This is a genomic window from Dehalococcoidia bacterium (assembly GCA_035528575.1).
Classification (GTDB): domain Bacteria; phylum Chloroflexota; class Dehalococcoidia; order E44-bin15; family E44-bin15; genus DATKYK01.
The window spans coordinates 1-22,871 of sequence record DATKYK010000030.1 but is presented as its reverse complement, the minus strand read 5'-3'; the positions used below and the strand labels follow the sequence as shown (position 1 = coordinate 22,871).

The 22,871-nt window shown below is 49.1% G+C and carries 19 protein-coding genes and 1 tRNA gene; 14 read left to right on the top strand and 6 right to left on the bottom strand.

Annotated elements, in window-relative coordinates; all coding sequences use genetic code 11:
- Positions 1–460: 460 nt before the first annotated feature.
- The 4 genes from VMX96_07130 to VMX96_07115 form a co-directional block, all read right to left on the bottom strand.
- A complete protein-coding gene (locus tag VMX96_07130; protein HUU63671.1) occupies positions 461–709 on the bottom strand; it encodes a hypothetical protein in 249 nt (82 codons plus the stop codon).
- 653 nt (positions 710–1,362) lie between these two features.
- Positions 1,363–2,607, bottom strand: a complete 1,245-nt coding sequence (locus tag VMX96_07125) for an AAA family ATPase (GenBank protein ID HUU63670.1) — start codon at positions 2,605–2,607, stop codon at positions 1,363–1,365.
- A 2-nt stretch (positions 2,608–2,609) separates the two neighbouring features.
- Positions 2,610–3,017 (bottom strand): hypothetical protein, encoded by a 408-nt coding sequence (locus VMX96_07120; protein ID HUU63669.1) that lies wholly within the window; start codon positions 3,015–3,017, stop codon positions 2,610–2,612.
- A 73-nt stretch (positions 3,018–3,090) separates the two neighbouring features.
- Positions 3,091–3,267, bottom strand: coding sequence for a MerR family transcriptional regulator (locus VMX96_07115; GenBank protein HUU63668.1), 177 nt, complete (start codon positions 3,265–3,267; stop codon positions 3,091–3,093).
- Between the two features lie 114 nt (positions 3,268–3,381).
- Here VMX96_07115 and VMX96_07110 point away from each other — a divergent pair, with 114 nt between their 5' ends.
- The 12 genes from VMX96_07110 (at position 3,382) to VMX96_07055 (ending at position 18,902) form a co-directional block, all read left to right on the top strand.
- Positions 3,382–4,218 (top strand): hypothetical protein, encoded by an 837-nt coding sequence (locus VMX96_07110; GenBank protein ID HUU63667.1) that lies wholly within the window; start codon positions 3,382–3,384, stop codon positions 4,216–4,218.
- 147 nt (positions 4,219–4,365) lie between these two features.
- Positions 4,366–5,058, top strand: a complete 693-nt coding sequence (locus VMX96_07105) for a hypothetical protein (protein ID HUU63666.1) — start codon at positions 4,366–4,368, stop codon at positions 5,056–5,058.
- A 64-nt stretch (positions 5,059–5,122) separates the two neighbouring features.
- Entirely contained in the window at positions 5,123–5,347 is a 225-nt protein-coding gene (locus VMX96_07100; protein ID HUU63665.1) for a helix-turn-helix transcriptional regulator, read from the top strand.
- 223 nt (positions 5,348–5,570) lie between these two features.
- On the top strand, positions 5,571–6,881 hold the full coding sequence (locus VMX96_07095; protein HUU63664.1) for a GAF domain-containing sensor histidine kinase: 1,311 nt from the start codon (positions 5,571–5,573) through the stop codon (positions 6,879–6,881).
- Positions 6,850–7,503, top strand: a complete 654-nt coding sequence (locus VMX96_07090) for a response regulator transcription factor (protein HUU63663.1) — start codon at positions 6,850–6,852, stop codon at positions 7,501–7,503. The genes VMX96_07095 and VMX96_07090 overlap by 32 nt, the downstream gene beginning before the upstream one ends.
- A gap of 219 nt (positions 7,504–7,722) precedes the next feature.
- On the top strand, positions 7,723–8,532 hold the full coding sequence (locus VMX96_07085) for a response regulator (protein ID HUU63662.1): 810 nt from the start codon (positions 7,723–7,725) through the stop codon (positions 8,530–8,532).
- A gap of 70 nt (positions 8,533–8,602) precedes the next feature.
- A complete protein-coding gene (gene fdhF / locus VMX96_07080) occupies positions 8,603–11,275 on the top strand; it encodes a formate dehydrogenase subunit alpha (GenBank protein HUU63661.1) in 2,673 nt (890 codons plus the stop codon).
- Positions 11,276–11,279: 4 nt separating this feature from the next.
- The gene (nuoE, locus tag VMX96_07075) at positions 11,280–11,768 is read left to right on the top strand and encodes an NADH-quinone oxidoreductase subunit NuoE (GenBank protein HUU63660.1); all 489 of its coding nucleotides are present in this window, start codon (positions 11,280–11,282) and stop codon (positions 11,766–11,768) included.
- A gap of 1 nt (position 11,769) precedes the next feature.
- Positions 11,770–14,832, top strand: coding sequence for an FAD-dependent oxidoreductase (locus tag VMX96_07070; protein ID HUU63659.1), 3,063 nt, complete (start codon positions 11,770–11,772; stop codon positions 14,830–14,832).
- Between the two features lie 197 nt (positions 14,833–15,029).
- Entirely contained in the window at positions 15,030–15,674 is a 645-nt protein-coding gene (locus VMX96_07065) for a methylenetetrahydrofolate reductase C-terminal domain-containing protein (protein ID HUU63658.1), read from the top strand.
- An 11-nt stretch (positions 15,675–15,685) separates the two neighbouring features.
- Entirely contained in the window at positions 15,686–16,579 is an 894-nt protein-coding gene (locus VMX96_07060; GenBank protein HUU63657.1) for a methylenetetrahydrofolate reductase, read from the top strand.
- A gap of 700 nt (positions 16,580–17,279) precedes the next feature.
- Positions 17,280–18,902, top strand: coding sequence for a glycerol-3-phosphate dehydrogenase/oxidase (locus VMX96_07055; protein ID HUU63656.1), 1,623 nt, complete (start codon positions 17,280–17,282; stop codon positions 18,900–18,902).
- Positions 18,903–18,980: 78 nt separating this feature from the next.
- Here the strand turns inward: VMX96_07055 and VMX96_07050 are convergent.
- A tRNA-Arg gene (locus VMX96_07050) sits at positions 18,981–19,054 on the bottom strand.
- Positions 19,055–19,287: 233 nt separating this feature from the next.
- On the opposite strand from VMX96_07050, the gene VMX96_07045 reads away from it, so the two are divergent.
- Positions 19,288–19,950: a hypothetical protein gene (locus tag VMX96_07045; GenBank protein HUU63655.1), complete on the top strand. Its 663-nt coding sequence runs from the start codon at positions 19,288–19,290 to the stop codon at positions 19,948–19,950.
- A 703-nt stretch (positions 19,951–20,653) separates the two neighbouring features.
- Here the strand turns inward: VMX96_07045 and VMX96_07040 are convergent.
- Positions 20,654–21,460, bottom strand: coding sequence for an alpha/beta hydrolase (locus VMX96_07040; protein HUU63654.1), 807 nt, complete (start codon positions 21,458–21,460; stop codon positions 20,654–20,656).
- 1,040 nt (positions 21,461–22,500) lie between these two features.
- Between VMX96_07040 and VMX96_07035 the strand changes: the two genes are divergently transcribed.
- Positions 22,501–22,871: hypothetical protein (locus VMX96_07035; GenBank protein HUU63653.1), on the top strand; the 371-nt coding region annotated here is incomplete at its 3' end.

Genomic DNA, 22,871 nt, shown 5'->3' with positions numbered 1-22,871 from the left:
AAATCAATATTTACAATATAGTGCGACTGGAAATAGCCTGACCTGACGCCCTGGTCGGGGTGAATACTAGGTTGTGCGTCGATAAAAAAACCTCCAGAGATGGGCTTCTGTGCCCCGCTTAAAGGTTTATTTTTGGGCAAAACCATAGGTCACCATACTTCCTGAGCCTATATTCTTTTGTATGTGAATCCTCAGTTTTCCCCGTCTGTGGCTATATACCGGAAGCGCCTCTGGCGAAACGCTCATACTAACGGTAACACAAGATGCGCCATTTGTATGTCGGGAAAGTATGTATCTTTTTGTGTGGGGAAAACCCTTACAAAAATGTGATTTCTTGTAAGGAGGGTCTGATACATGCCAATACCGTAGTGTGGGCTGGCAGGCTCAAGGATGCGGGTATAAATAGGGACCACCCATTATTGGGTAGCCCCTGTTGTTTTTCCGTACGCTGTTGGAAAACCTACGCTACTCTCTTCCTCTTAATCAACACTATAACTGCCATAGCTACTGCCATTAACGCCACAAGCCCCAACCATGGTGCAAGGATATCCAGCATACTCACTGGATATACATCGCCACCTACAGGAATCTCCCTATGGCCGTTTTCATTATCGTTGGCGAATACTACCAGATTCCCACAAAATACTAAAAGTAGCAAACTAACAGTGCTAAATAATATGAGCAGTTTTGCAAATCGCCCTTTTTTCATCGTTATTACCTCCTGACCTTTATGTGGCAGCAATTGTATACCTCGTAATATACCCTGTCAATCCCTCAAGGCACCAGTGAGCGTGAATAGGCTGTCAGGTTCAAGGCTGCAGGTTGGCTGAATGGGTAGGATAGAATAGCATACCGCCATTGAATACCATAGCTATTCAATGGCTTATTCAAAGTTGATTCTTATAGCTATTCACGGGCTTTTTCATATTAATTCTTATAGCTATTCAACGCAAAATTCGACGGGACAAGCTCACCAGTCGAGAATCACTATTCGACCTCCCAGCTCCGCACCTGGCCATATAAAAATATCCCTCGAATATAAACACGTAGCCAGTACAGGTCAAATACGAGCGCTTTAGCCTAATTCTAAGCCTGGGGCGATGGTGAGAAATGGTATAGCTGGTTAATATGTATAATCTGGCATAGTAGCATGGAATATGTAACCTGCAAAACGGGACAGTTGGCGGGACACCCCCATTTTGAGGGTTTTGAAGGGCTTTGAAAACGGGACACTTCCTCATAGCTAAGCCTCAAATTCTTAGCTATAAAACGGGACAACGGGACAGGTGTCCCGTGACGTCCCAAAAACAGGACAGGACAGGGGGGTATATATATATACCCCTGTCCCGTTTTTGTGTCACGTTATTCTTCATGGGAAGCTAACCCCCATTTATGCGTTCCTAGTTTGATGACCTCTCCCCGGTCCTTCATCCGATTCAAGGTCTTGCGTATGGTATCTTTCGCTAGTGCTGTCTCATCCTGTATCTCCTCTGTTGACATAGCTCCTCTTTTCAGGACATCCCGTATTTGAACAGCGGCAGATAACGCATCTCTGAATTCTGCAACACCCTTCACATCTTGCTGCCTGCAATAAGTCTTGTCTGTTTCAAAGGAGAACTTGAAGCCGATGGGTTGGTGAAGTTTCGATATATTGGCCTTTTGATGGAAAAGGGCTATGCTTATATCATCCTCACCAGTCTCCTGCGCTTTTCGGCACTCCCATACTGAGCGTGCCGCAGCCTTAAAGAACGCAGAGCCGAAGATTGTCTTCTGCTTCACATTAGGGTCTTTCGATGTGTGGGCGATTATTAGGGTTGTTGTCTTAAGGGAGCGTAAGGCGTTGAAGAAGCGAAGGGCCACATCCGCAGCATTAAGGTCTCCACCGCAGGCCGCTCCGAGGCTGTCAACAATAATGAGCTTAACTTTTTTTTGGGATATTATCTCTTGGATTTGCTCTATATCGTCGGCGAGGCTTAATGTGGAATATCTGTGGTGGATGGAGAAATCAGGTAGATTAAAGCCTCTCTGCAAGCACTTCAATCGCCACGCTATGTCTGACTTATCGGTCTCAAAATCAAGGTAAAGTACTCCGCCCCCTTCTTCGCCAACCTCAAACCCTAATGTGTTATCCCTCCAGGGAAGTCGAACGCAGGTCGCTACTACCAAGGCAAACTCTGATTTCCCGACTCCGCTATCTCCAAAAACAATGGTCGGAAGGTTTAGGGGTAATAAAGGATATAGCAGATACTTGGGCGGTTCTACGTCTTCATTTGTATAAATCTCCACTGCTGGCTCGCCGCGACGAACGATATGCGTCAATTCCTTGCATAACTGCTCCAGTATCCGTGACCAATCAAATTCCTGATACCGCTCTCCTAAATCTTTCGCTAAAGTTCGTCTCGCACTTGCAGAAGTGAAGTTAAACCCTGATTCGTGAAGATGATGATTATCCGCAAAGCTAGGAGCATCACTTGTTATCGTGATTTGCCCGGTTACGTTGCCATCCCGTTGATTAACCCGCACTCGCCGGACTATTATTCTTAACTGCTCCTCTTCCCATACAAGGAGCGTATGACCTATATTTTCATGTACTGTCGGAGCGCTCATCCTTACCCCCTACCTCCCCATAACGCAAGTTGGAGGGGTTTATGGCCATCAGGCTCAATGACCTCCCAGTGTTTAAGAGGTAAAAAGAGCTGCTGCCCCCAGCCCAGGTTATCCTCAATGGAAAGCCGCTCGAAATCCTCTACACTCGCCCGATATTCCCGCCCGGTATCCTTATCAGTAACGATGATAGTGGTAGCAAGGGATTTCACATAATCGACAAAAGCCCCCCTATCTAGGCCGATAGCGTGATGTTTCCAGCACATATGCTTGGAGTAGTGCCAGTTGCTCTTAGTGAAGGTTGAATCACGAATAACGCCTATTATTCGGCTTCCTTCGTCTGAGGGGACACGAATAACCCCACTATAGGATTGACTTCCCCCAGTTACAGTTATACAATCAGAAATGGGCATGGGATAACCTCCTGTGTTCGGTCTTGCCCCGACTATCCAGTTGACCGCTGCGTGTCGGGGCTTGCTTTTTGTCTTAGCTTTCGGGTATTAGCAAAGACTTCAACTTCTCAATGTCTTCCTCTGTATAGACCCTCCACCCGTTCAAATCACGACGGGCTGTGGGAATCTTACCTTGTTTCTCGGCTTGTCGTAGCCACCTCTCAGAGCATCCGACCTGCCTAGCAGCCTTGCTTACGGTCATTATTTCCATAAGGCACCTCCTTTTAATATTACCTAGCAGCTATGTTATACTTAGTTGAACCTATTATGTGCTAAGTTATACTGATAAAATGTTGAATATATGCTGAATTTCTGAGGTCTGAGGATGACTAAAAAAGGGCCTGATTGGGCAAAGACAAATGAATCGTGGGAGACTAGGAAAGAGATTTGGGCTCATTGGGCATACGGGGATAATGTTTCAAAAACAGTTATTGCTTTGGAGTTAGAGGGTAGAGTAATCCATAGAGACACTATAAGAGCGGTGCGAGATGAGCTATTGGAATTGCCCGTAGAATTGCTAGTAAAACTGGTGAGTGAGCTACCAGAGGTTCAATCTCTGGTGGAAAAAGAAAGACCGGATGCCAAAGGACGGCTGAAATCAGGGCAGCATGATGATAGCCAACAGGTCGAGAGCCAAGTGCCTGTTCCAGCCAGTATCTATGAGTCAGCACTACAAAAACACTTCATTAATTTAAAGGATATTGGCATAGAAATAATGGCGTGGTCAAAGGATTTTTGTAAAATAGAACAAAAATCAAGCTCTAAAGGCAAGGTATCCAAACTACGCCGTCTAAACAACCAAAGATGGCACTTTAAATTAAACCCGCTTTTTAAATATTTAAAGCAGCATATCCCTGATAGTGAACTGTGGAACGATTTAGACCAATTAGAAGATATGATAGACCTATATATACAAATACTTCCGAAAAAAGATAAGTCTATATATCTCACAGATATGAGGAAATTATTAAACAAAGACTGTCCAGAGCCATATTGGGATTCACAACCTGACGATGAAATCTACATAATGTTTAAGGAGTGGATGTGGACATTGGCTCGCCGACTTTTTAGAGAGCTTTACTTATACATTCCGAGAATACCCGAAGTCATATGCGACGCATGCCCTCGTGACTATCGAACTGAGTTTTCTCAACTCAAATAGTGTCGGCTATACAAGGCTTTTTCTTTTTACCATTTACCTCATAGTTAGGCTCCAATCTACCCCTTGGGTATTGACAATCTTTATATCATGTGATACTATATACACTAAGATATCATATAGTATACTATTAGTATGAGGTGGTTAATAATGGGGTTAGTAATTCGAGTTCTCTACAATAATCAGAGTTGGGAAGCACCATGTAGAAATCCTGGTAAGGATAGCTTGTGCTGGCTATGCTTCGAAGAAAATGTGAAAATCAGCCATCCCTCTCCAGAAGACGAAGTATGTAAGGGCCACTGCTGGGAGCAGGACCTACGCATTAAATACCGTTGGGGTTGCACACCGAAGGGTAGAACATTTGGCTCTCGCGCTTATCCTGGAATGAAGGTCTTCTTCATTTCTAAGCAACCGGATGGGAATTATACTATGTGGGGTAAGACAACCGTTCGTGGAGTTGATGATAAACCTGCTGGCGGGGATAGAGAAGACGAGGCTGGTTTTGCGTTCATACACTTCAACCCATTTGAACCACTACCCAGGGACAAGTGGGTTACCAACTTAAGTGACCTTCAGCTTGTTGGTAGGAAATGGCTTATGGGGCGGTACAGATATATCGATTCTGAGCGTGAAGCTTATTTTGAAGAATTAAGTGAAGGGGTAACTTCTGTAAAGCAGACGATTGGAGCAACAGTACCTCAACAAATCAGTAGCACAAATCTTAACATGAACATAGCGCCTAACACCTACGAGAAACTCCAACTCATAGCAAATGATGAGGGGAGACAAATAGACGAGATTGTCAGAGAAGCCATAGCGGAATGGCTAAGGGCAAGAAAATAGGACGTGACTGGGTAGTACTGAGCCTAGACTATAAAAGGAAGAGAAAACCGAAGAGAGGTAAACAATGAGAAGACAGAACGATATAGCAAAAGAACTCGGTATCAGCAAGTCCTACTTATCAATGATTCTATCAGGACAGAGGAAGGCAAATCCTGAACTTGTTGACAGACTTCGTTCACTGGGAGTTGTGAACTTCAAAGCTAATTTGTCCTTGAGAGGGAGGTGTCCTAAACCACTAGACGAATGCGCCTCTTTACCCTTTTACAATTTAGCCCTGGTAAAATTTTGATACAACCAACCCCGTAGCGTCCACCCGGCGTACACATGGACTCCCACTGCAGAGAGCATAATACACAACGTCTCAAGATGTCAACATCTTTCAAATACTCATAGCGACCAAAATTATCATCGAGGTTGTCTACTGCATATCGCTGCATGCTCACCCACTACCGATTGACAAGAATATGTAACTTCATGTACGCTTAATTCTCTGAGAAGTGAAGGTAACAGGAATGGAAGCGAAAAACGAAGGAGATACACAATATGCTAACCCTACCAGCTTGGGGTCTAACCTTCACGACGTAGAAGGCAAGACCAAGAAGCCCTATCGCGAGCTTCTAGCCCTAAGCCGGATCTCAGCTGCAGTAAGCGGGTTGTGGGATTTGGATGCTGTCCTTAACGTCGCCCTAGATACCGTGCTTGAGATCATGCAAGGTACTATCGGAGGAATCCTCATTATAGATGAACAAACGCAAACGCTCTCCTACCGCGTCCACCGTGGACTGTCCGACAAATATGCTGAGGAGATACGCCTCGAGGTCGGTGAGGGTGTTGCCGGCAGGGTGGCCCAAAATGGAAAGGCCGTGCTGCTCGAGGACATTTCTACCGACCCGCGCGCTGCCTGGCTCACTTTGATAAGCACAGAGGGTCTTAAGGCATTTCTAAGCGTCCCCCTCCGCGCCAAAGACACTGTACTCGGTGTGTTGAATGTTGCCAGTCGTCTGCCGCATCACTTCACCCAGGATGATATGCATTTACTACACACAATTGGGGATCAGGTGGGTGTTGCTATTGAGCAGGCTGAGCTATATAGCCAGTTGAGAAAGGAACGGGAGAACTATCGACAACTTGCCCGTTATATGTTGATAGCACAGGAAGCAGAGCGAGGCAGGGTCGCCCGCGAACTACATGACGAAACCAGCCAGTCGCTGACCGGTCTCTCACTTAACATGCAAGCACTCCTAAACATCGCTAATGCCTCCGACTTTGGCAATGCCGCCTTCAAGGCCAAGCTTGAACAGGCCTATAATATCTCCCTTCAGCTAAATTCGGAGATCAATAAAATAATGAAGTCTCTCAGGCCAACAGCTTTGGATAGTCTCGGGCTGGGCCCCGCCATCCGCCAAATAGCCGAGAATCGCCTTCAGTCGGCAGGGATCAACGTATCGGTAGAGCAGGAAGGTATGGAGGAACGCATGCCTTCCGAGGTTGAATTCGGGCTTTACCGCATCGCACAGGGGTCAATCGCCAATATCGCTTTGCACTCCCAGGCCAAGAACGTAGTGATAAGTCTGCGGTGCAATTCAGACGAGCTAACAATGCAAATCGAGGATGATGGCAAGGGGTTTGATGCATCGATGCCAATTGAGGTGGACGAAAGCGGTCGCGGACGAGGACTATTCAGCATGAAAGAGAGAGCGAACCTCCTTGATGGTACCTGTGATATCCAGTCACAGCCAGGAAAAGGCACTAGTATCTTGGTAAGAGTACCAGTGTATTGGAGCAAAGCTGATGCGAAAGATAAACGTGCTGATAGTGGATGATCACGCCATTGTTAGAGATGGTATTTGCAGCCTGTTGGCATTGGCTGGAGATATGGAGGTAGTGGGCGAGGCAGCTAATGGAAGGGAAGGGCTAGAAAAGGCTCGGCAATTACTGCCAGATGTCATTCTGATGGATATGGCCATGCCCATTATGGGTGGCTTGGAAGCCATACGCCGTATACGAAAGGAATTTTCAGAGATCAAGATCCTGATTCTCACTCAGTATGATGATAAAGACCACGTTTTCCCAGTCATCCAAGCCGGAGCTAATGGATTCATTAGCAAGACTGCAGCGTCTTCAGAGCTTATTTCCGGGATCCGGGCTATATTTGCTGGAGAATCCTACTTATCTCCTGCTATAGCTAAGCTGTTCGTTGAAGACTATCAGCGGGTAGCACTAAAGGAGGATATAAAAGATCATTATGAGCAACTGACCGATAGAGAGCGAGAAATACTCAAACTAGTTGTTGAAGGATACAAGACCCAACAGATAGCGGAGATGTTGACTATTACTCCCAAAACGGTTGAGGGGCACAAGACCAGTCTAATGAACAAGTTGGGCATTCATAATACGATAGAGCTGGTCAAGTATGCTTTACGGCGAGGAATCATAACCGTGTGAACCTCACCCAAGCACGACGATTCATGCCTTCATCCCGCTAGAGATACAAATAAGGGGCGAACCTCCGAGTTTGCCCCTTATTTTATCATTTCACAATTGAGGGGTTATTTCCCATGATTCAAGGGGCAATCCTTCCACATCTGAGGGTAAATCCCTATTCACGTATAGACGCGGGCGATTTATAATAAATATATCATAGTAAATAGCGGGAGGAGATTCATGGAAGAGAAGCGGGTGGAGAAGAGAGAGATCCTAATCGTAGATGACGAACCGGATTTTGCCTCAGCTTTAAAAGGCGCTCTGACGAGTGCGGCATGTGAGGTTGTTACCACCTCCAGCAAAGCAGAGGCACAGGAAGCAGTCAAGACGCTAAATCCTGACCTGGTAATTCTGGGAACACTGAGCCCCCGTGGAGAAGCGTTCTCGCTGCATCAATGGTTGAGAGAGAATCCCAAGACCAAGGATTTGCCCATTATAGTCATGGATGCACCCCCTGAAAAGCAACTCGTCAAGGGGTGGAGGAGAGACGAGGCAGCGTTGATGGATGCCGAGGACTATGTTTCAAAGCCGGTTGAGCCTGGTGCGTTAGCCTCCAGAGCCCATACAATTCTGGAAAGGGCAACCAAGCGCATAAAAGTGCTGATAGTGGATGACCATTGGGTAGTCAGGGACGGCATCAAATCTGTACTAGAGCTACAAACTGACATTGAAGTGATTGGTCAAGCTGAGAATGGGAAAGATGCGCTGGAAAAAGTAGGTAATCTTTCCCCTGACATTGTGATAATGGATATAGTGATGCCTGAAATGAACGGTCTAGAAGCGACCAAGCAGATATATAACAAATACCCTCAAACGAGAGTTGTGATGTTATCTCAATACGACGACGAGGAGAATATCCTTGCCGCCGAGCAGATAGGAGCTTATGGTTTCATCCCTAAGCGAGCTGCAAGCGCTCAACTGGTGAATGCTATAAGGGCTGTCCATTATGTGGGAAAGCGTCTGCAAAGGCCTGCTCCAGCTTCGGACTGAGCCCTTATGCTACATGTAACCGTGTCGGACCTATAAGATGCCTAGCCCCTAAATGTCAGGGAGACTACTATTGGAAGCTATTACTATTACACTTGATGGAGTTGAGGTCAGCGGCCACCCCGGAATGACTTTACTGGAACTAGCGCGAGAATCTGGTGTAGAAATACCCACACTGTGCCACGATCCCCATCTAACCCCGATTGGAGCCTGTCGCATCTGTCTGGTTGAAGACGAACGCGCAGGTGCACTCCTGGCATCCTGCGTAACCCCCATAAACCCGGGAATGGTAATCAATACCAAGTCACCCAAGGTTGAGGAATGCCGCAAGACTATTATCAAACTTATACTGGCAAGCCATCCCGACTCCTGCCTGGTGTGCGATAAGGGTAACCGCTGCGAGCTACGCAGGATCGCTTCAGATTTGGGAATCGGGTTGGTGGATCTCTGTAAGATACCCCAGCCAGCCGTAATTGAAGAGGTTAACCCTTTCATCGAGAGAGACCTGAGCAAATGTATCCTGTGCGCTAAGTGCATCCGGGCGGATCACGAACTAGTTGTCGAGGGCGCTATCGACTACATGAACCGTGGGTTTGCATCAAAGCCAGCGACACTGCAAGATGTTTCACTGGAAAAATCAGAGTGTACCTTCTGCGGCATCTGTGTTGCAATTTGTCCCACCGGCGCGCTAATGGAGAAGAAGCGGACATACAGCGGTACAGCGTCGAAAACAGTATCAACTATCTGTCCGCTTTGCGGCTGTGGGTGCAGCATCGACCTTGAGGTTAAAGACAACCTAATATTAAGATCGAGACCGGCTAAGGAAAGTGCGGTCAACCATGGCACACTCTGTGTCAGGGGAAGCTATGGCTACGATTTCGTGCATAGCCCCGAAAGACTAACCAGCCCCCTGGTAAAGGTAAACGGAGACTTTGAGGCGATATCCTGGGAACATGCGTTGGAACTGGTAGCCGCCGAACTCATCCGGATAAAGCAGAATAATGGCCCCAGTAGCCTAGCTTTTCTAAGTTCCTCCAAGTGCACCAACGAGGAAAATTACCTGTTACAGCGGTTGGCTCGCAGTGTGTTGGGCACCAACAACATTGACAACGGCAGTCGTATGTATAGCACAGCAAATATTATCGGCCTGGGATCGGCCGTTGGCTTTCCAGGCACCACAAACCATATTGATGCCATTGAAGAATCACAGGTGCTCATGGTTATCGGGGCTAACCCTGCCTCATCTGCCCCTATTGTTAGCTATGCATTGAAACGAGCAGTCAAATATAAAGGCGCCAGGTTAATACTGGTTGACCCACAACAAACAAGACTTGCTTCGTTTGCCAAACTCTGGCTAAGACCCCATATCGGTACAGATATAGCTCTCATAAATGGTATGGCAAGGGTTATTATCGATGAGGGCCTTTTAGATGAAGAGTTTGTTGCCAGAAAAACAGATAACTTTGAGGCACTCAGCAATGCTATAGCTAAATATACGCCTGAGTACGTGGAGGAGGTCACCGGTGTTCCCTGTGAAGAGGTGAGTAACGCAGCACGGCTATTCGCCGGAGCGAACTCTGCTTCGATTATCTATGGCGAGGGGATCACCCAGCATATAACTGGAGCCGATAGCGTAACAGCGCTTGCTGATCTGGCCATGCTGACCGGGAACATCGGGCCCAGTGGAGGCATTTTTGCGCTACAAAGGGACTGCAACGGGCAAGGCGCGTGTGACATGGGTGCTTTGCCTGATCTGCTCCCCGGCTACCAGCCGGTGGAGGATAAGCAATCAAGGAAGAAGTTCGCAGATCGCTGGGGAACTGAACTGCCTGCTGATACCGGACTAACCGCTATAGAAATGATGGACCGCGCAAGAGAGGGAAAGCTCAAGGGTATGTACATCATGGGAGAGAATCCACTCTTGAGCTTCCCCAACCCGGCACTGATAAGGGAATCGCTGGAATCCCTCGATATCCTAGTGGTTCAGGACATGTTCCTTACCGAGACAGCCAAACTGGCGAAGGTAGTCCTACCTGCTGTTAGCTTCGCCGAAAAGGAAGGCACCTTCACCAATTTCGAGGGAAGGGTACAACAGGTGCGCAGGGTTATCCAGCCACTTGGTGACAGCTTACCAGACGGGGAAATAATCCTCAGGCTAGCCAATAAAATGGGCTATCCGATGCCTTATTCCTCACTCCAGCAGGTCATGGATGAAATGCGGGAACTGGTTCCGCTGTATCAGGTCACAGAGGAAAGAGAGCCCAAGGTTATATCCCGGGCTAAGCTGGACCGTGACCCGCTTAAAGCAAGGCGCCTGTACAAGGGCCAGTTTCCCAGCGGGTTCGGCCGCTTCTCCCCGGTGCAATATGAGCCGCCAACGGAGACATTAAAAGACAGTTATAATCTCACCCTGCTAACCGGGAGCATCCTCTACCATGCCGGTAACGGCTCCAGAAGCTCCAGGTCCCCACGCCTGAGAGAGTTCTCGCCAGAGGCATTCGTAGAACTTGGCAAGTCTGATGCTAAGCGGGTCGGGATAAGCCAGGGTGACCAGGTCAGGGTTATATCGCCCGCAGGTGAGGTAACGGCAGTAGCCAGACTCACCGATGCGCTACCTGAAGGGGTTCTTTTCATGCCTGTTTGCTTCCCGCGGGCACCTGTCAATCAACTATTTGATATCGTTCTTGATCCCCGGGCAAAGACCCCAGCACTCAAAGCATGTGCCGTAAGGCTGAAAAGGATTTAACATCATGGGTAATCTTCAGAAAATGCCTGAACCCGACATGACACGGATAGTCGAGATCATAGAGAGCTACCGATATCAGGGGTGGCCCTTAATCCCCTTGCTTCAGGATATCCAGCAGGAATGCGGATATATTCCCCCCCAGGCAATAGAGCTCATAGCCAGAGGTACCGGCCTTTTCCCAACACAGGTGCAGGGGGTGATCACCTTCTATGAACAGCTCTACACTACCCCCCGCGGGAAAAAGATTGTCCGGGTATGCCGAGGCACCGCATGCCATGTACGTGGCGGAAAGACCATACTTAAATTGGTAAAGCATCATCTCGGCCTCGAAGAAGGTGAGACTAGTCCCGATTTTGAATACACCCTGGAGACCGTTGCCTGCATCGGCGTTTGTGCCTTGGCACCCAACATAGTCGTTGGAAAGGACACCCATGGCAACATGAATCCCAAGAAGATAGCTCAACTCTTCGCAAACAGGAAGGGTGGGGGGTAGCATGGTGAATCACCGCACCGTCTTCGTTTGGCGAGGGACAGGGAGTATCTCCAGAGGAGCTGATACCATCTACGAGGCATTCAAGGTCGAGGTAGAGAGGCAAGGGCTAACAAACGCAGAGGTGGAGTTCACCGGCTGTGATGATTTCTGTACCGAGGCGCCTAATGTGCTCGTTGAGCCCGACGGCATCTTATATACCCATGTTGAAACTGAGGACGTCGCGGAGATTGTGAGTTCCCATCTTCGCGATGACAAGCCGGTTGAGCGTCTTTTCTACCGTGACCCCGTGACTGGGCAAGCCGTACCTCTCTATTCAGACATAAACTTCTACAAGAAACAGCAGCGCATTATCCTGCAAAACATTGTACACATAAACCCTGAGAAAATCGATCACTATATTGCCAATGGCGGTTACCAAGCCTTAGAGAAGGCTCTTGTTAAGATGACGCCTGAGGAGGTCATCGAGGAGATCAAGAGGTCCGGCCTAAGGGGCCGTGGTGGTGCAGGGTTTCCCACCGGACGCAAGTGGGAGGGATGTCGCCGAGCCGTGGGCACGCCCAAGTATGTCATCTGTAACGGTGATGAAGGTGACCCGGGTGCATTTATGGACCGTTCCATCCTTGAGGCCGATCCTCATGCAGTTATCGAAGGGTTAACTATTGCCGGGTACGCTGTGGGAACCAGCAAGGGCTACATATATGTCCGTGCCGAATACCCCCTGGCGGTTGAGCGGCTCAGGATAGCGATCTTCCAAGCGATACAGCATGGCTTTCTGGGCAAGAATATTTTCGGCTCGGACTTCAGCTTCGATATTGAGATTCGCGAAGGGGCAGGGGCCTTCGTCTGTGGGGAGTCCACGGCACTGATGCGCTCTATTGAGGGCAAACGAGGTATGCCACGACAGACACCACCTCGCTCGGTGGAAAAGGGGCTGGATGGCAAACCAACCGTGCTGAACAATGTCAAGACCTTCGCCTATGTCCCGCAGATCATAAGCAAGGGAGCTGACTGGTTCAGCAGCCTGGGCACGGAGAAGAATGAGGGAACAGCCGTGTTCGCCCTCACCGGGAAGATTGCCATTAGCGGATTGGTCGAGGTGCCTATGGGCACCTCCATTGCCTCTATCATCTTCGATATTGGAGGCGGTATCCCCCGGGGTAAGCAGTTTAAGGCGGTACAGACAGGCGGCCCTTCGGGTGGATGCATTCCAACCCAGTTTATGGATGTCCCTGTGGAGTTCGATTCCCTGGCCAAACTCGGCTCTATCATGGGTTCAGGCGGAATGGTGGTGATGGACAATAGCACCTGTATGGTAGAAATAGCTAGATATTTCCTCAGTTTCACCCAAGCAGAGTCCTGCGGGAAATGTATCCCTTGCCGTTTAGGGACCAAGCAAATGCTGGAGATCCTGACCAGGATCACCCAGGGAAAGGGACGTGATGAAGACATCGACACTTTGATCACTATCGCCAAGGTTGTCCAGGAATGCTCGCTCTGTGGCCTTGGCCAGAGCTGCCCCAACCCTGTGCTTACCACTCTCAAATACTTCCTCGGTGAGTATGAGACCCACATAAAGGAGAAGAAATGCCCAGGTGCAGTCTGCGATGCTTTGATGATATCCCCCTGCCAGCATACATGTCCGGCGGGGATCAACATACCCAAATATGTGGCTCACATCGCCGCGGGCGAATATTTGGATGCTATTGAAACAATCAGGGAGCGGAACCCCTTTCCCTCGATCTGTGGCCGCATCTGCCATCATCCCTGTGAGGGGCGCTGCCGCCGCGGGGAACTCGACGAGTCAGTAGCTATAAGACCACTCAAGCGCTTCGCCGCCGACTGGTATTTCGACCACGCGGGTGAATTGCCCCCACCGGAACCCTTCCCCCAAACCCAGAGCCAGAGAGTAGCTGTGGTCGGAGCAGGGCCCACCGGGCTGAGTTGCGCTTACTTTCTGGCTCAGGCAGGTTATCCAGTTACAGTCTTTGAGGCGCTGCCATTAGGTGGAGGGATGCTCTCCGTCGCCGTCCCAGCATTCCGATTGCCAGGAGAGGTTATCCAGAGGGAAATCGATTATATCGCCAAAAAGGGAGTGGAAATAAAATACAACACCCCGATCAATACCAACTACACCATCGATCATCTGAAGAGAGAAGGGTTCGATGCAGTGTTTATCGCCGCTGGGGCTCAGAGAAGCCAGCGTGTAGGTATACCCGGCGAAGTTGAAGGCATAGAGGGACTCTACTATGGTCTTCAGTTCCTGCGCGATGTGAAGATCGGACGGCCGATCAATATTGGACGAAGAGTGGCCGTTATCGGTGCTGGCAATGTGGCACTAGATGTTTGCCTTACCGTTGTTCGCCTTGGAGCCGAAGAAGTAAACGCCTATGAAATGATGGCACGGGAACAGGTGCTTGTCACCGATGCCGACTACGAGGAAGCCGTGGCTGAGGGCATTAAAGTCAATTTCTTAACTAGCCCCGTCCGGATGGTCAGCGATAATTGGAGGGTAACCGGACTTCAATGTATCAGGAGGAGGTTGGGTGAGATGGACGAGAGCGGACGGCGACGCTCTGTCCCGATTTACGGTTCCGAGTTCTTCGTTGAGGCAGACACAGTTATTGTTTCCATAGGTCAAGCCCCTGACCTGTCGTTTCTACCCGCCGATAGTGCTCTAGAGCGCACTCGATGGGAGAGGCTAGCTGTCGATAGCAATACTCTGTCGACCAATGTTCCCGGTGTCTTTGCTGGAGGGGACTTTGTCTTCGGGCCAGGTTTCATCATAGACGCCGTCGCTGCCGGGAGGAGAGTGGCCATTGCAATAGACAAGTATCTTAGGGACGATACCTCACGTGTGGAAATGTACGATCTAAGGCAGAGGGGCAACGGAGAAAAAGGCGGCCAAGAGGGCGAGGAATCCTGGGAAATCCAGCCCAGGTTAGAGATGCCGAAGCTTCTTGCTCAGGAAAGAAAAACTACCTTTGAAGAGATCGAGCGAGGCTTCTCCGAGGAGGTAGCCAGGCAAGAAGCCAGGCGTTGCCTGAGGTGCGACCTGGAAACATGAAATATTGACCTCTAAATCACTAATAACCGGTGTACCCTCTGAAATGGTGTTATCCAGAGGAATCGAAGTGACAGAAGTATTTTGAGGGATCTATGCTCGGGTTGTCACATTTGGTATCTGCATTTTAAATATTCAGTATGGGGATTTTGAATTCGTTCCGAATTTAGAAATTCGGATTTATTCTACGGAGGTAGAGCATGAAATCAATTACTAGGCAAAAGTCTCTTGAGGAGATCGAGCAGCAACTCGACGGACTGAAAAGACTCTACATCATTGGCTGTGGCACTTGCGCTACCATGACCAGGACCGGCGGCAGGGAAGAGGTCCTGGATATGAAGGAGAGGTTGCAGGGCCTGGACAAGATGGTCAGCGGATGGACGGTCATTCCCACCGCCTGCGATGAGATGACCGAGGTATCCCTGAGCGAAGTAAATGGCGCCATTCAGAGTGCTGACTGCCTCCTGGTGATGTCCTGCGCCCTGGGGGTGCAGAGAGTAGGCTCCTATATGGAAAAGCCGGTCATCCCCGCCCTGGACACCCTATTCATCGGCTTCGAGGATGGGCCAGGCTGCTTCCACGAGGTTTGTGACCAGTGCGGCCAATGTGTGCTGGGCTATACCGCCGGTATCTGCCCCCTCACCGCATGCCACAAGGGAATGCTGAACGGGCCCTGCGGCGGCACAAACAATGGAAAATGCGAAGTCGACCCTGATAAAGATTGCGCCTGGACGCTTATCTACAATCGCCTCAAGCAGCAAGGCAGGCTAGACCTGATGAAAAAGTACCATCCCCCCAGGAATTCCCAGGTGATGCCCCGTCCACGCATCACCATAATCCAGTGAGGAGGAGAAAAATGAGCTTCAAGGAAGCGCTTAACTCCGGTAAGTTCATAGTGACCAGCGAGATCGGCCCGCCAAAAGGCACCAACATCGAGAAGATGCGCCACCATATAGACATCCTCAAGGACAAGGTGAGCGCCTTAAATGTTACCGATCACCAGAGCTCGGTGATGCGCTTTCCCTCTATCGGCGGCTGCCTGGAGATCAGAGAGCGAGGTGGCGAACCTATACTGCAAATGACCTGCCGCGACCGTAATCAAATGGCGCTTCAAGCCGAACTCCTGCTGGCATACACCAGGGATATAAGGAATGTCCTCTGCCTCACCGGTGACGCCATACCGGTTGGAGATCACAAGGAGGCCAAAGGCGTTTTCGAACTCGACTCGGTCCAACTGCTCAGGACAATCAGACAAATGGAATCGGGAAAGGACCTGGGAGGAAACGACCTCGATGGTGCGGTTGAGTTCTGTGCCGGGGCCATAGTAACTCCAGAGGCAAACCCTATCGAACCCCAGCTGATCAAGTTCGAAAAGAAGGTGGAGGCCGGAGCCGAGTTTATCCAGACCCAGGCAATCTATGACCTGGATAACTTCAGCAAGTTCATGGACTATGCCCGACAGTTCCCCGTCAAGATCCTGGCAGGGATAGTCCTGCTGGTATCAGCCAGAATGGCGAAGTATATGAACGAGAACGTACCGGGCATATTTGTGCCCCAGAACCTGATCGATGAACTGGCGAGCGCTCCCAAGGGTGAGGCGCTCAACAAGGGTATAGAGATTGCCGGCCGCATGATCGCCACACTGAAAAAAAATTCAATCTGCGATGGAGTACATATAATGGCAATCGGCAAAGAGGAAGTGGTCCCGGATATACTGGCTGCTGCTGGAATAGACGGCCACTCAAAATAGAAAATGCAGAATGCCGCTCACTGTCGCCTAAAATCGAACTTTAAGCGATATTCTCCTCTCTAGCTCCTGACAAATGACATAATGTTAACTACTTGAGATTTCCTCTTCGCTAGCTCCTTTATCTACCTTGCCGGGCTATCTTAATCGTAGAAACCAACTAATGAGAATGTCCTGAACGATACGTCGCATCTTGAACGTTAGGTCTATGGCTGCTTTGAACAGTTCCTGGACACTGTCTCAAAGGATACTGTGGCTTGAGATATTTAAATGGGCTCGACGATTTGACTACGGCAACATCATCCTCTAGCTTGAAGGCAAGTTCCTTAGTATTTAGCCCATCAGTTCATTCAAAGACCTATTTTCCGTTTGTATGGTTTCTACGCCGGCATCAGCAAATGCATATCCAGGCCCTTCCCTGACAAGCTTTCTTTAGCCACTACGACATCTGTTTTGTAGTGTAGCAAGAACTGTGCCACTTTTATTGCAGTGAAAGCAAATAGGCATGACTTGGCATAGTGCAATGCAGCCATTCGCTGCTCGAGCAATTCAGGGACACTGTTGACATATTGCTGGTGAATGTTATAGTCTCCGTGGAAAACATGAAACGGACCGATGCAAGCCTACTCTATGAAGTGACCTGACCCCAAAAATCGGTCCAGGTAAAATACTAGAACTGGATTTATTAGAAGGGGGGGATTATATGAGCAAGAGGGACTTCGATAGTCTTAAATTTGAGACCTTCGATCTTATTGTCGTAGGAGGAGGCATTATGGGTGCAGGTATCGCCCGGGATGCTGCACTCCGCGGTATTCATACCCTACTCCTGGAGAAGCAGGATTTCGCCTCTGGCACGACTTCCCGCTCGTCGAGACTTATTCACGGGGGGTTGCGCTACCTGCAACATCTTGATTTTAGTCTGGTGCGTCAGGGTCTCCGGGAGCGGGAGATACTCCTCTCTATTGCTAGCCACCTGGTGCATCCCCGTTCTTTTATTATACCGATGAACAGTACCTCGCAGCGGGTGGCGCTGGCATTCGGACTACCCCTCTACGATATGCTTTCATTCGATAAGTCTCTTCCTTCGCGTCAGCGCCTTACCCGTCATGAGACTATAGAAATGGAGCCAGACCTGGAACTGAAGGGGCTGAAGGGCTCTTATCTCTATTATGACTGCCAGGCTCCCTTTGTGGAGCGGCTTTGCCTGGAAAACGTCATCGCAGCTGCAGAACTCGGTGCCTCTCCAGTCAATTATGCCGAGGTTACCGGACTCCAGAGATTAGGCAGCTCTGTCTCGGGGGTGCAGGTCCGCGATGTCCTATCAGGGGAAGCTTATAAGGTGAGATCACGCCTCGTGGTAAACGCTACAGGTCACTGGGCACAGTCGGTAGTCGAGATGATGGGCACAGGCTCGCCACCTGTAGTGCGTCGAAGCAAAGGTATTCATATCGTTACACCTCAAATCTCCCGCCACGCCATTGCTATGTTCTCCATCGCCAAAGGGAGGCATTTCTTTATTATTCCATGGTTGGACTACTCCCTTATTGGGATAACTGACACAGAGTACTCGGGAGACCTGGATATCGTAGAAGCCAAGAAAGAGGACGTGGTATATATACTCGAAGGCGTGCGTGAAGCCTTCCCTAGTTTGGAATTGGGGGACGTATTATATACCGTGGCAGGGTTGCGGGCCCTGGCTGATTCGGGTAGCCGAAGTACAAGAGACTTGTCCAGGAAATACCAGGTTATAGATCATGAGAAAAAAGATGGTGTGGGTGGTTTTATATCGGTATTAGGTGGCAAGATAACAGCATACCGTGCTGTAGCGGAGGATACAGTGAATCTGGTTTGTCGCAAGCTTGGCCTAAAAACTCTCAGCAGCACGGCAAAAATTCCTCTGCCCGGAGCACCGTCTCCTTCACAAGAAGCAATGGAGCAAGCTGCGCTTGAAAGCGGTCTCTCCATGGATACTATTACTCACCTTGGTAACCTCTACGGCTCTCGCTTCCGCCGTGTGCTCGACCTGGTTGAAAAGGATGCACGGGGAGGCCAGAATCTCTGTCCTCATAGCCCGGATATTCTTGCCCAAGTTTGGTACTCTATCGATGAGGGAGCAATAACATTGAGCGACTTCCTACTCCGCCGCAGTACCGTGGGAATGCGCTCATGTCAGGGACTGGATGCTACAGATACTATAGCGCGCGAGATGGGGCGATTACTAGGGTGGAATCCTGACGAGCAGCGACGTCAGGTTGAGGATTACCGCAACTCGGCAGCCGTAGGGCAGGGCTTTAGGTGGGAGACTGACGATGCAGGTAGAAAATAATTGGGATCAACACCTCAGGCGCAAGCGTACGTAGAAGGTTTGTCGGCAAAATGTCTGTAGGAGAGTTTTACTAAGATACGCGCCCGGAGGGATTCGAACCCTCGACCCTCGGTTCCGAAGACCGATGCTCTGATCCGCTGAGCTACGGGCGCTCTTTCTAATATACATACAATAATCACATGCTGTCAACCGGCTAGGCCACAATTGCTAACCATTTGCAAACATTTCCTGAGAGGGCTGCTCTGAGGCTTCCTGTAGCCCTTTCTCGAAGCGAAGTGCCGCTGCTTCTTGGAGTCCGGGCATCACGTGGGAGTAGGTATCAAGGGTAATGCCAATTTTGCTATAATGGCGCAAAGAGTACAGCCAGGCGGATTGGGGGGAGCCAATGAAAATAATTCTCGTGGTAATAATAGCAATATGCCTAATTGCTATAGTTTCGATTATTGCAATTGGCACTGCAGGACCGACAGCCACCCCTACTCCTACTCCTATCCCTACCCCAACTCCTACCCCTACCTCTATGGCAACACTCATACCCACACCAACACCGATACCGATACCTACACCTACACTGTACCCAACACCGACTCCAACGCCCACACCGACTCCAACTCCCACACCGACTCCTACCCCCACTCCGACGCCAACTCCAACACCCACACCCACTCAGACACCATGCACTGTAACTTGCATGTCAGACTACAAATCTTGGGCTGTAGTCTTCAGTTGTGAGGATGCAGGTCAAGGAATCACAAAGACGTTTAGCAATTTCACCGCCAACCTTGAGTGTTGTCAACGCTACTATTCTGCGACTATTAATGACAATAAAAACGATAATTTTTACATAGATGAACCCCATCTTATTTATGTATGTCCTCCATTGCACGTATACGGCAATGTTGATTATGAGTTCCAGTCAACGGGAAATCGTTATTATATGACCGTTAATATTGTGCCATGTTCTCAGAGTAGTACAGGATATTGTATTACACTTGTAGCAACAGGTGATACTTTGGGCGATGAACCAGTGTATTGTCAAAATTATTAGTCTCATGAAGACGATAATCGCCTTTGCATTATTGCTAGACTCTCATTGATTGGAGTAGCCGTTCTAATCGGCTATATAATCAGCTGGCTAGAGACGGGTTGGGCGATTAACCTTGTACTATCGGTTATAGGTCTAGGTGCTCTTTTTGTGGGATTATTTACATTATTACCTGGTGGTATTTTCGCTTCTCTTTTGAAACTCTTCTCAAGATAGCTTGAAGTGAATAGAACAGCGGTCTACTAGAGATGTTAAGATAGCTCCCCTTCTTATTGCCTCACTTGAACGCCAGCGTAGCCTTGCCTTGCCCGAGCGGGCTTCGTCCTGGGACTGGCGGCTACTTGATTAACCTAACGTCACCCAGGAGTCGGTTCAGCAGTAGAGAAATCTCCTTGTCTTGTGGTGGTATAATGCTGGCAATACTAAACTGATAAGTGGACAAAATAGTGGGTGCAGGTCAAATACCGGAAAGTCTAACTCTGGGAGTGATATAATAACCGGGGGCTGGTCATTGCAGCACAGTCCAGCCCAAATTGAGGTCACTACTTCAGATGGTTCCTGAACCTACCACAGCTTCAGAGGTTACCAATTCACGAACATAGGGATGTTTGATTTGCTTGTACTATAATAGTGCAACGCACAAACAGTCATTAATAATTCTACCTCAATAGCATCTACAAAATACCCATTGGTAGTTGGATCACAATCAGCCACTGCGCAAGAAATCCAAGACCTCCTTGTTAAATCTACTCCTCATTTCAAAAACTTGTGCATGTGACCCGCCATCAACTTTGACCAGCTTAGCATTCGGTATCCTGCTTGCCATCACCTCTGAGACGTGAATTTGCACACACCTTTCTTCAGTTCCCACAATCACCAAGGTTGGAGCTCTAATGGTGTGCAGCCTGTCGAGGGTATCGCAACCTGCAACTGCCCCACGTTGCCCCTTAAGACGCTCAAACCAACCCAATCTATCGCAGATAGGGAATAGCAGCCCCACAAGCATCCTGTACAGCCTGCTGTTGAAAGCTAGGGAAGTTGCCGAGCCGAAGCCCTGCCTAACATCTACACTTGCCCAGTCCCCGTCAGAGAAATCCTCATGGAGACCAAAAAGTCCCAGCAACTCTGGGGCAATTTGACTTGCCGACGAGACCGTCGACGCCAAGACAAGCTTTTGTACCCGTTCGGGATAATTGATGGTAAGCTCCTGCGCAATCATACCTCCCATCGAGAATCCCAGTATATGAGCTCGATCAATGCCAAGATGATCCATCAAACCGATCGTGTCATCCGCCATCGTCTTCATAGTATAAGGTTCGCTTGGATTATCTGTTTTTCCGAATGCAGCATCTCTGGCATCAAAGGTAACGACCTTGTAATGCTTTTTGAAAACACGGGTTTGGAAAAACCAAAAACGACCCGGGCCCCCACAGCCCATCATCAAGATTAAGGGTTCTCCCTGTCCCTCTACATTGTAGTTGAGGCTGATCCCATTCACCCTCGCTTTAGGCATTTCCCCTTCTCATTTCTATACCATATACCATCGTATCTATGTCATCCTAATGGATCTCTGACCTGCCCCCCTAAACTAAGCCGATTTTAATATTAGACTTGGATTGATTGGGGGGCTATCCGAGAATGGGTGACGCTCCCCGTGACGCTCCCCGACGGTGGTAGTTTTTGTGGTAAAATGTGTCGTCTCGTAGTTTTGGGTGCCGGAGCGGACAGCGTAACTATCTCAGACTATATGGGACGTCGTGCCTTGCTCATCCTCCGAAGACCGATGCTCTTGTCCGCTGAGCTACGGGCGCTCTTTCTAATATACATACAATAATCACATGCTGTCAACCGGCTAGGCCAGAATTGCTAACCATTTGCAAACATTTCCTGAGAGGGCTGCTCTGAGGCTTCCTGTAGCCCTTTCTCGAAGCGAAGTGCCGCTGCTTCTTGGAGTCTGGGCATCACGTGGGAGTAGGTATCGAGGGTGATACCAATGTTGCTATGCCCCCAGGAGTACTATCGCTTTCACAACGGGCAGTGGCGCAAATATGCTAGCCAGGCGGATTACTGGGGCTAGCCAACATGGGTGGCCTCTCTTATAGCCAGCATCCTTGAGCCCGCCGGCCCGCACTACGATATTGACCTGTGCCAAGGCCTCCCTACAAAAAACCCCATTTTTGTAAGGGTTTTCCCCACACTAAAAGATACATACTTTCCCCACAAAAAATACAGAGTTTCTCTACAGACAAATGGCGCATCTTGTGTTACTATTTATATGAGCGTTTCGCCAGGCACTTCCTGCAGATAGCCACAATCACATACGGGAAAACCGAGGATTCACTAAAAAAAATGAATATCGGCTAATAAGGAAGTATGGTGAATCTATGGTTTTGCCCAAAAACAAGCCTTTAAGCTGGGCAGAGAAGCCTATCGCTTGAGGTTTTCTTATTTAAACTCCACTCTAAGTTCCGCTTAAAACTCGTCGCATTCTTCTCGGACGGGATTTTAATCGGAGTAGTACCTAAGTACAAAACCAATAACAAGAGCAGAGAAATGAAAGCAAAGATGGTTTACATAGTAGCAGCACTTGTGCTGATCTTCTCGCTGGCAGCGGTGGTAGTGCCAGCAGCCCCGATGACTCTCATCGTTAGTACGGTGGCTTCCGCTGCTAGCTGGGGAGTGGCCACGGATACTGCCAGGATCGTCTTAGAGTGCCCGCTGATTCAAGGGGAGAGCTACGACCTGCCCGAGATCGCTGTCATCAACAGCGGCGATGGGCGCGGTATCTACGAAGTGCACATAGGTTACATGCCAGGACAGACGGATATCAAGCCGCCGGCTGAGTGGTTCACCTTCAATCCCCAGACAATGACCCTCGATCCAGACGAACATCAGTTTGTGTCGATATCCCTGACGATACCCGC

What these genes read in the sequence shown, in the direction of transcription:
- nuoE (HUU63660.1), top strand. Translation starts at nt 11,280, where the DNA reads ATGGGTAATCTTCAGAAAATGCCTGAACCCGACATGACACGGATAGTC.
- VMX96_07115 (HUU63668.1), bottom strand. Translation starts at nt 3,267, where the DNA reads ATGGAAATAATGACCGTAAGCAAGGCTGCTAGGCAGGTCGGATGCTCT.
- VMX96_07045 (HUU63655.1), top strand. Translation starts at nt 19,288, where the DNA reads ATGAAAATAATTCTCGTGGTAATAATAGCAATATGCCTAATTGCTATA.
- VMX96_07125 (HUU63670.1), bottom strand. Translation starts at nt 2,607, where the DNA reads ATGAGCGCTCCGACAGTACATGAAAATATAGGTCATACGCTCCTTGTA.
- VMX96_07065 (HUU63658.1), top strand. Translation starts at nt 15,030, where the DNA reads ATGAAATCAATTACTAGGCAAAAGTCTCTTGAGGAGATCGAGCAGCAA.
- VMX96_07040 (HUU63654.1), bottom strand. Translation starts at nt 21,460, where the DNA reads ATGCCTAAAGCGAGGGTGAATGGGATCAGCCTCAACTACAATGTAGAG.
- VMX96_07120 (HUU63669.1), bottom strand. Translation starts at nt 3,017, where the DNA reads ATGCCCATTTCTGATTGTATAACTGTAACTGGGGGAAGTCAATCCTAT.
- VMX96_07090 (HUU63663.1), top strand. Translation starts at nt 6,850, where the DNA reads ATGCGAAAGATAAACGTGCTGATAGTGGATGATCACGCCATTGTTAGA.
- VMX96_07055 (HUU63656.1), top strand. Translation starts at nt 17,280, where the DNA reads ATGAGCAAGAGGGACTTCGATAGTCTTAAATTTGAGACCTTCGATCTT.
- VMX96_07130 (HUU63671.1), bottom strand. Translation starts at nt 709, where the DNA reads ATGAAAAAAGGGCGATTTGCAAAACTGCTCATATTATTTAGCACTGTT.
- VMX96_07085 (HUU63662.1), top strand. Translation starts at nt 7,723, where the DNA reads ATGGAAGAGAAGCGGGTGGAGAAGAGAGAGATCCTAATCGTAGATGAC.
- VMX96_07105 (HUU63666.1), top strand. Translation starts at nt 4,366, where the DNA reads ATGGGGTTAGTAATTCGAGTTCTCTACAATAATCAGAGTTGGGAAGCA.
- VMX96_07070 (HUU63659.1), top strand. Translation starts at nt 11,770, where the DNA reads ATGGTGAATCACCGCACCGTCTTCGTTTGGCGAGGGACAGGGAGTATC.
- VMX96_07060 (HUU63657.1), top strand. Translation starts at nt 15,686, where the DNA reads ATGAGCTTCAAGGAAGCGCTTAACTCCGGTAAGTTCATAGTGACCAGC.
- VMX96_07095 (HUU63664.1), top strand. Translation starts at nt 5,571, where the DNA reads ATGGAAGCGAAAAACGAAGGAGATACACAATATGCTAACCCTACCAGC.
- VMX96_07110 (HUU63667.1), top strand. Translation starts at nt 3,382, where the DNA reads ATGACTAAAAAAGGGCCTGATTGGGCAAAGACAAATGAATCGTGGGAG.
- VMX96_07100 (HUU63665.1), top strand. Translation starts at nt 5,123, where the DNA reads ATGAGAAGACAGAACGATATAGCAAAAGAACTCGGTATCAGCAAGTCC.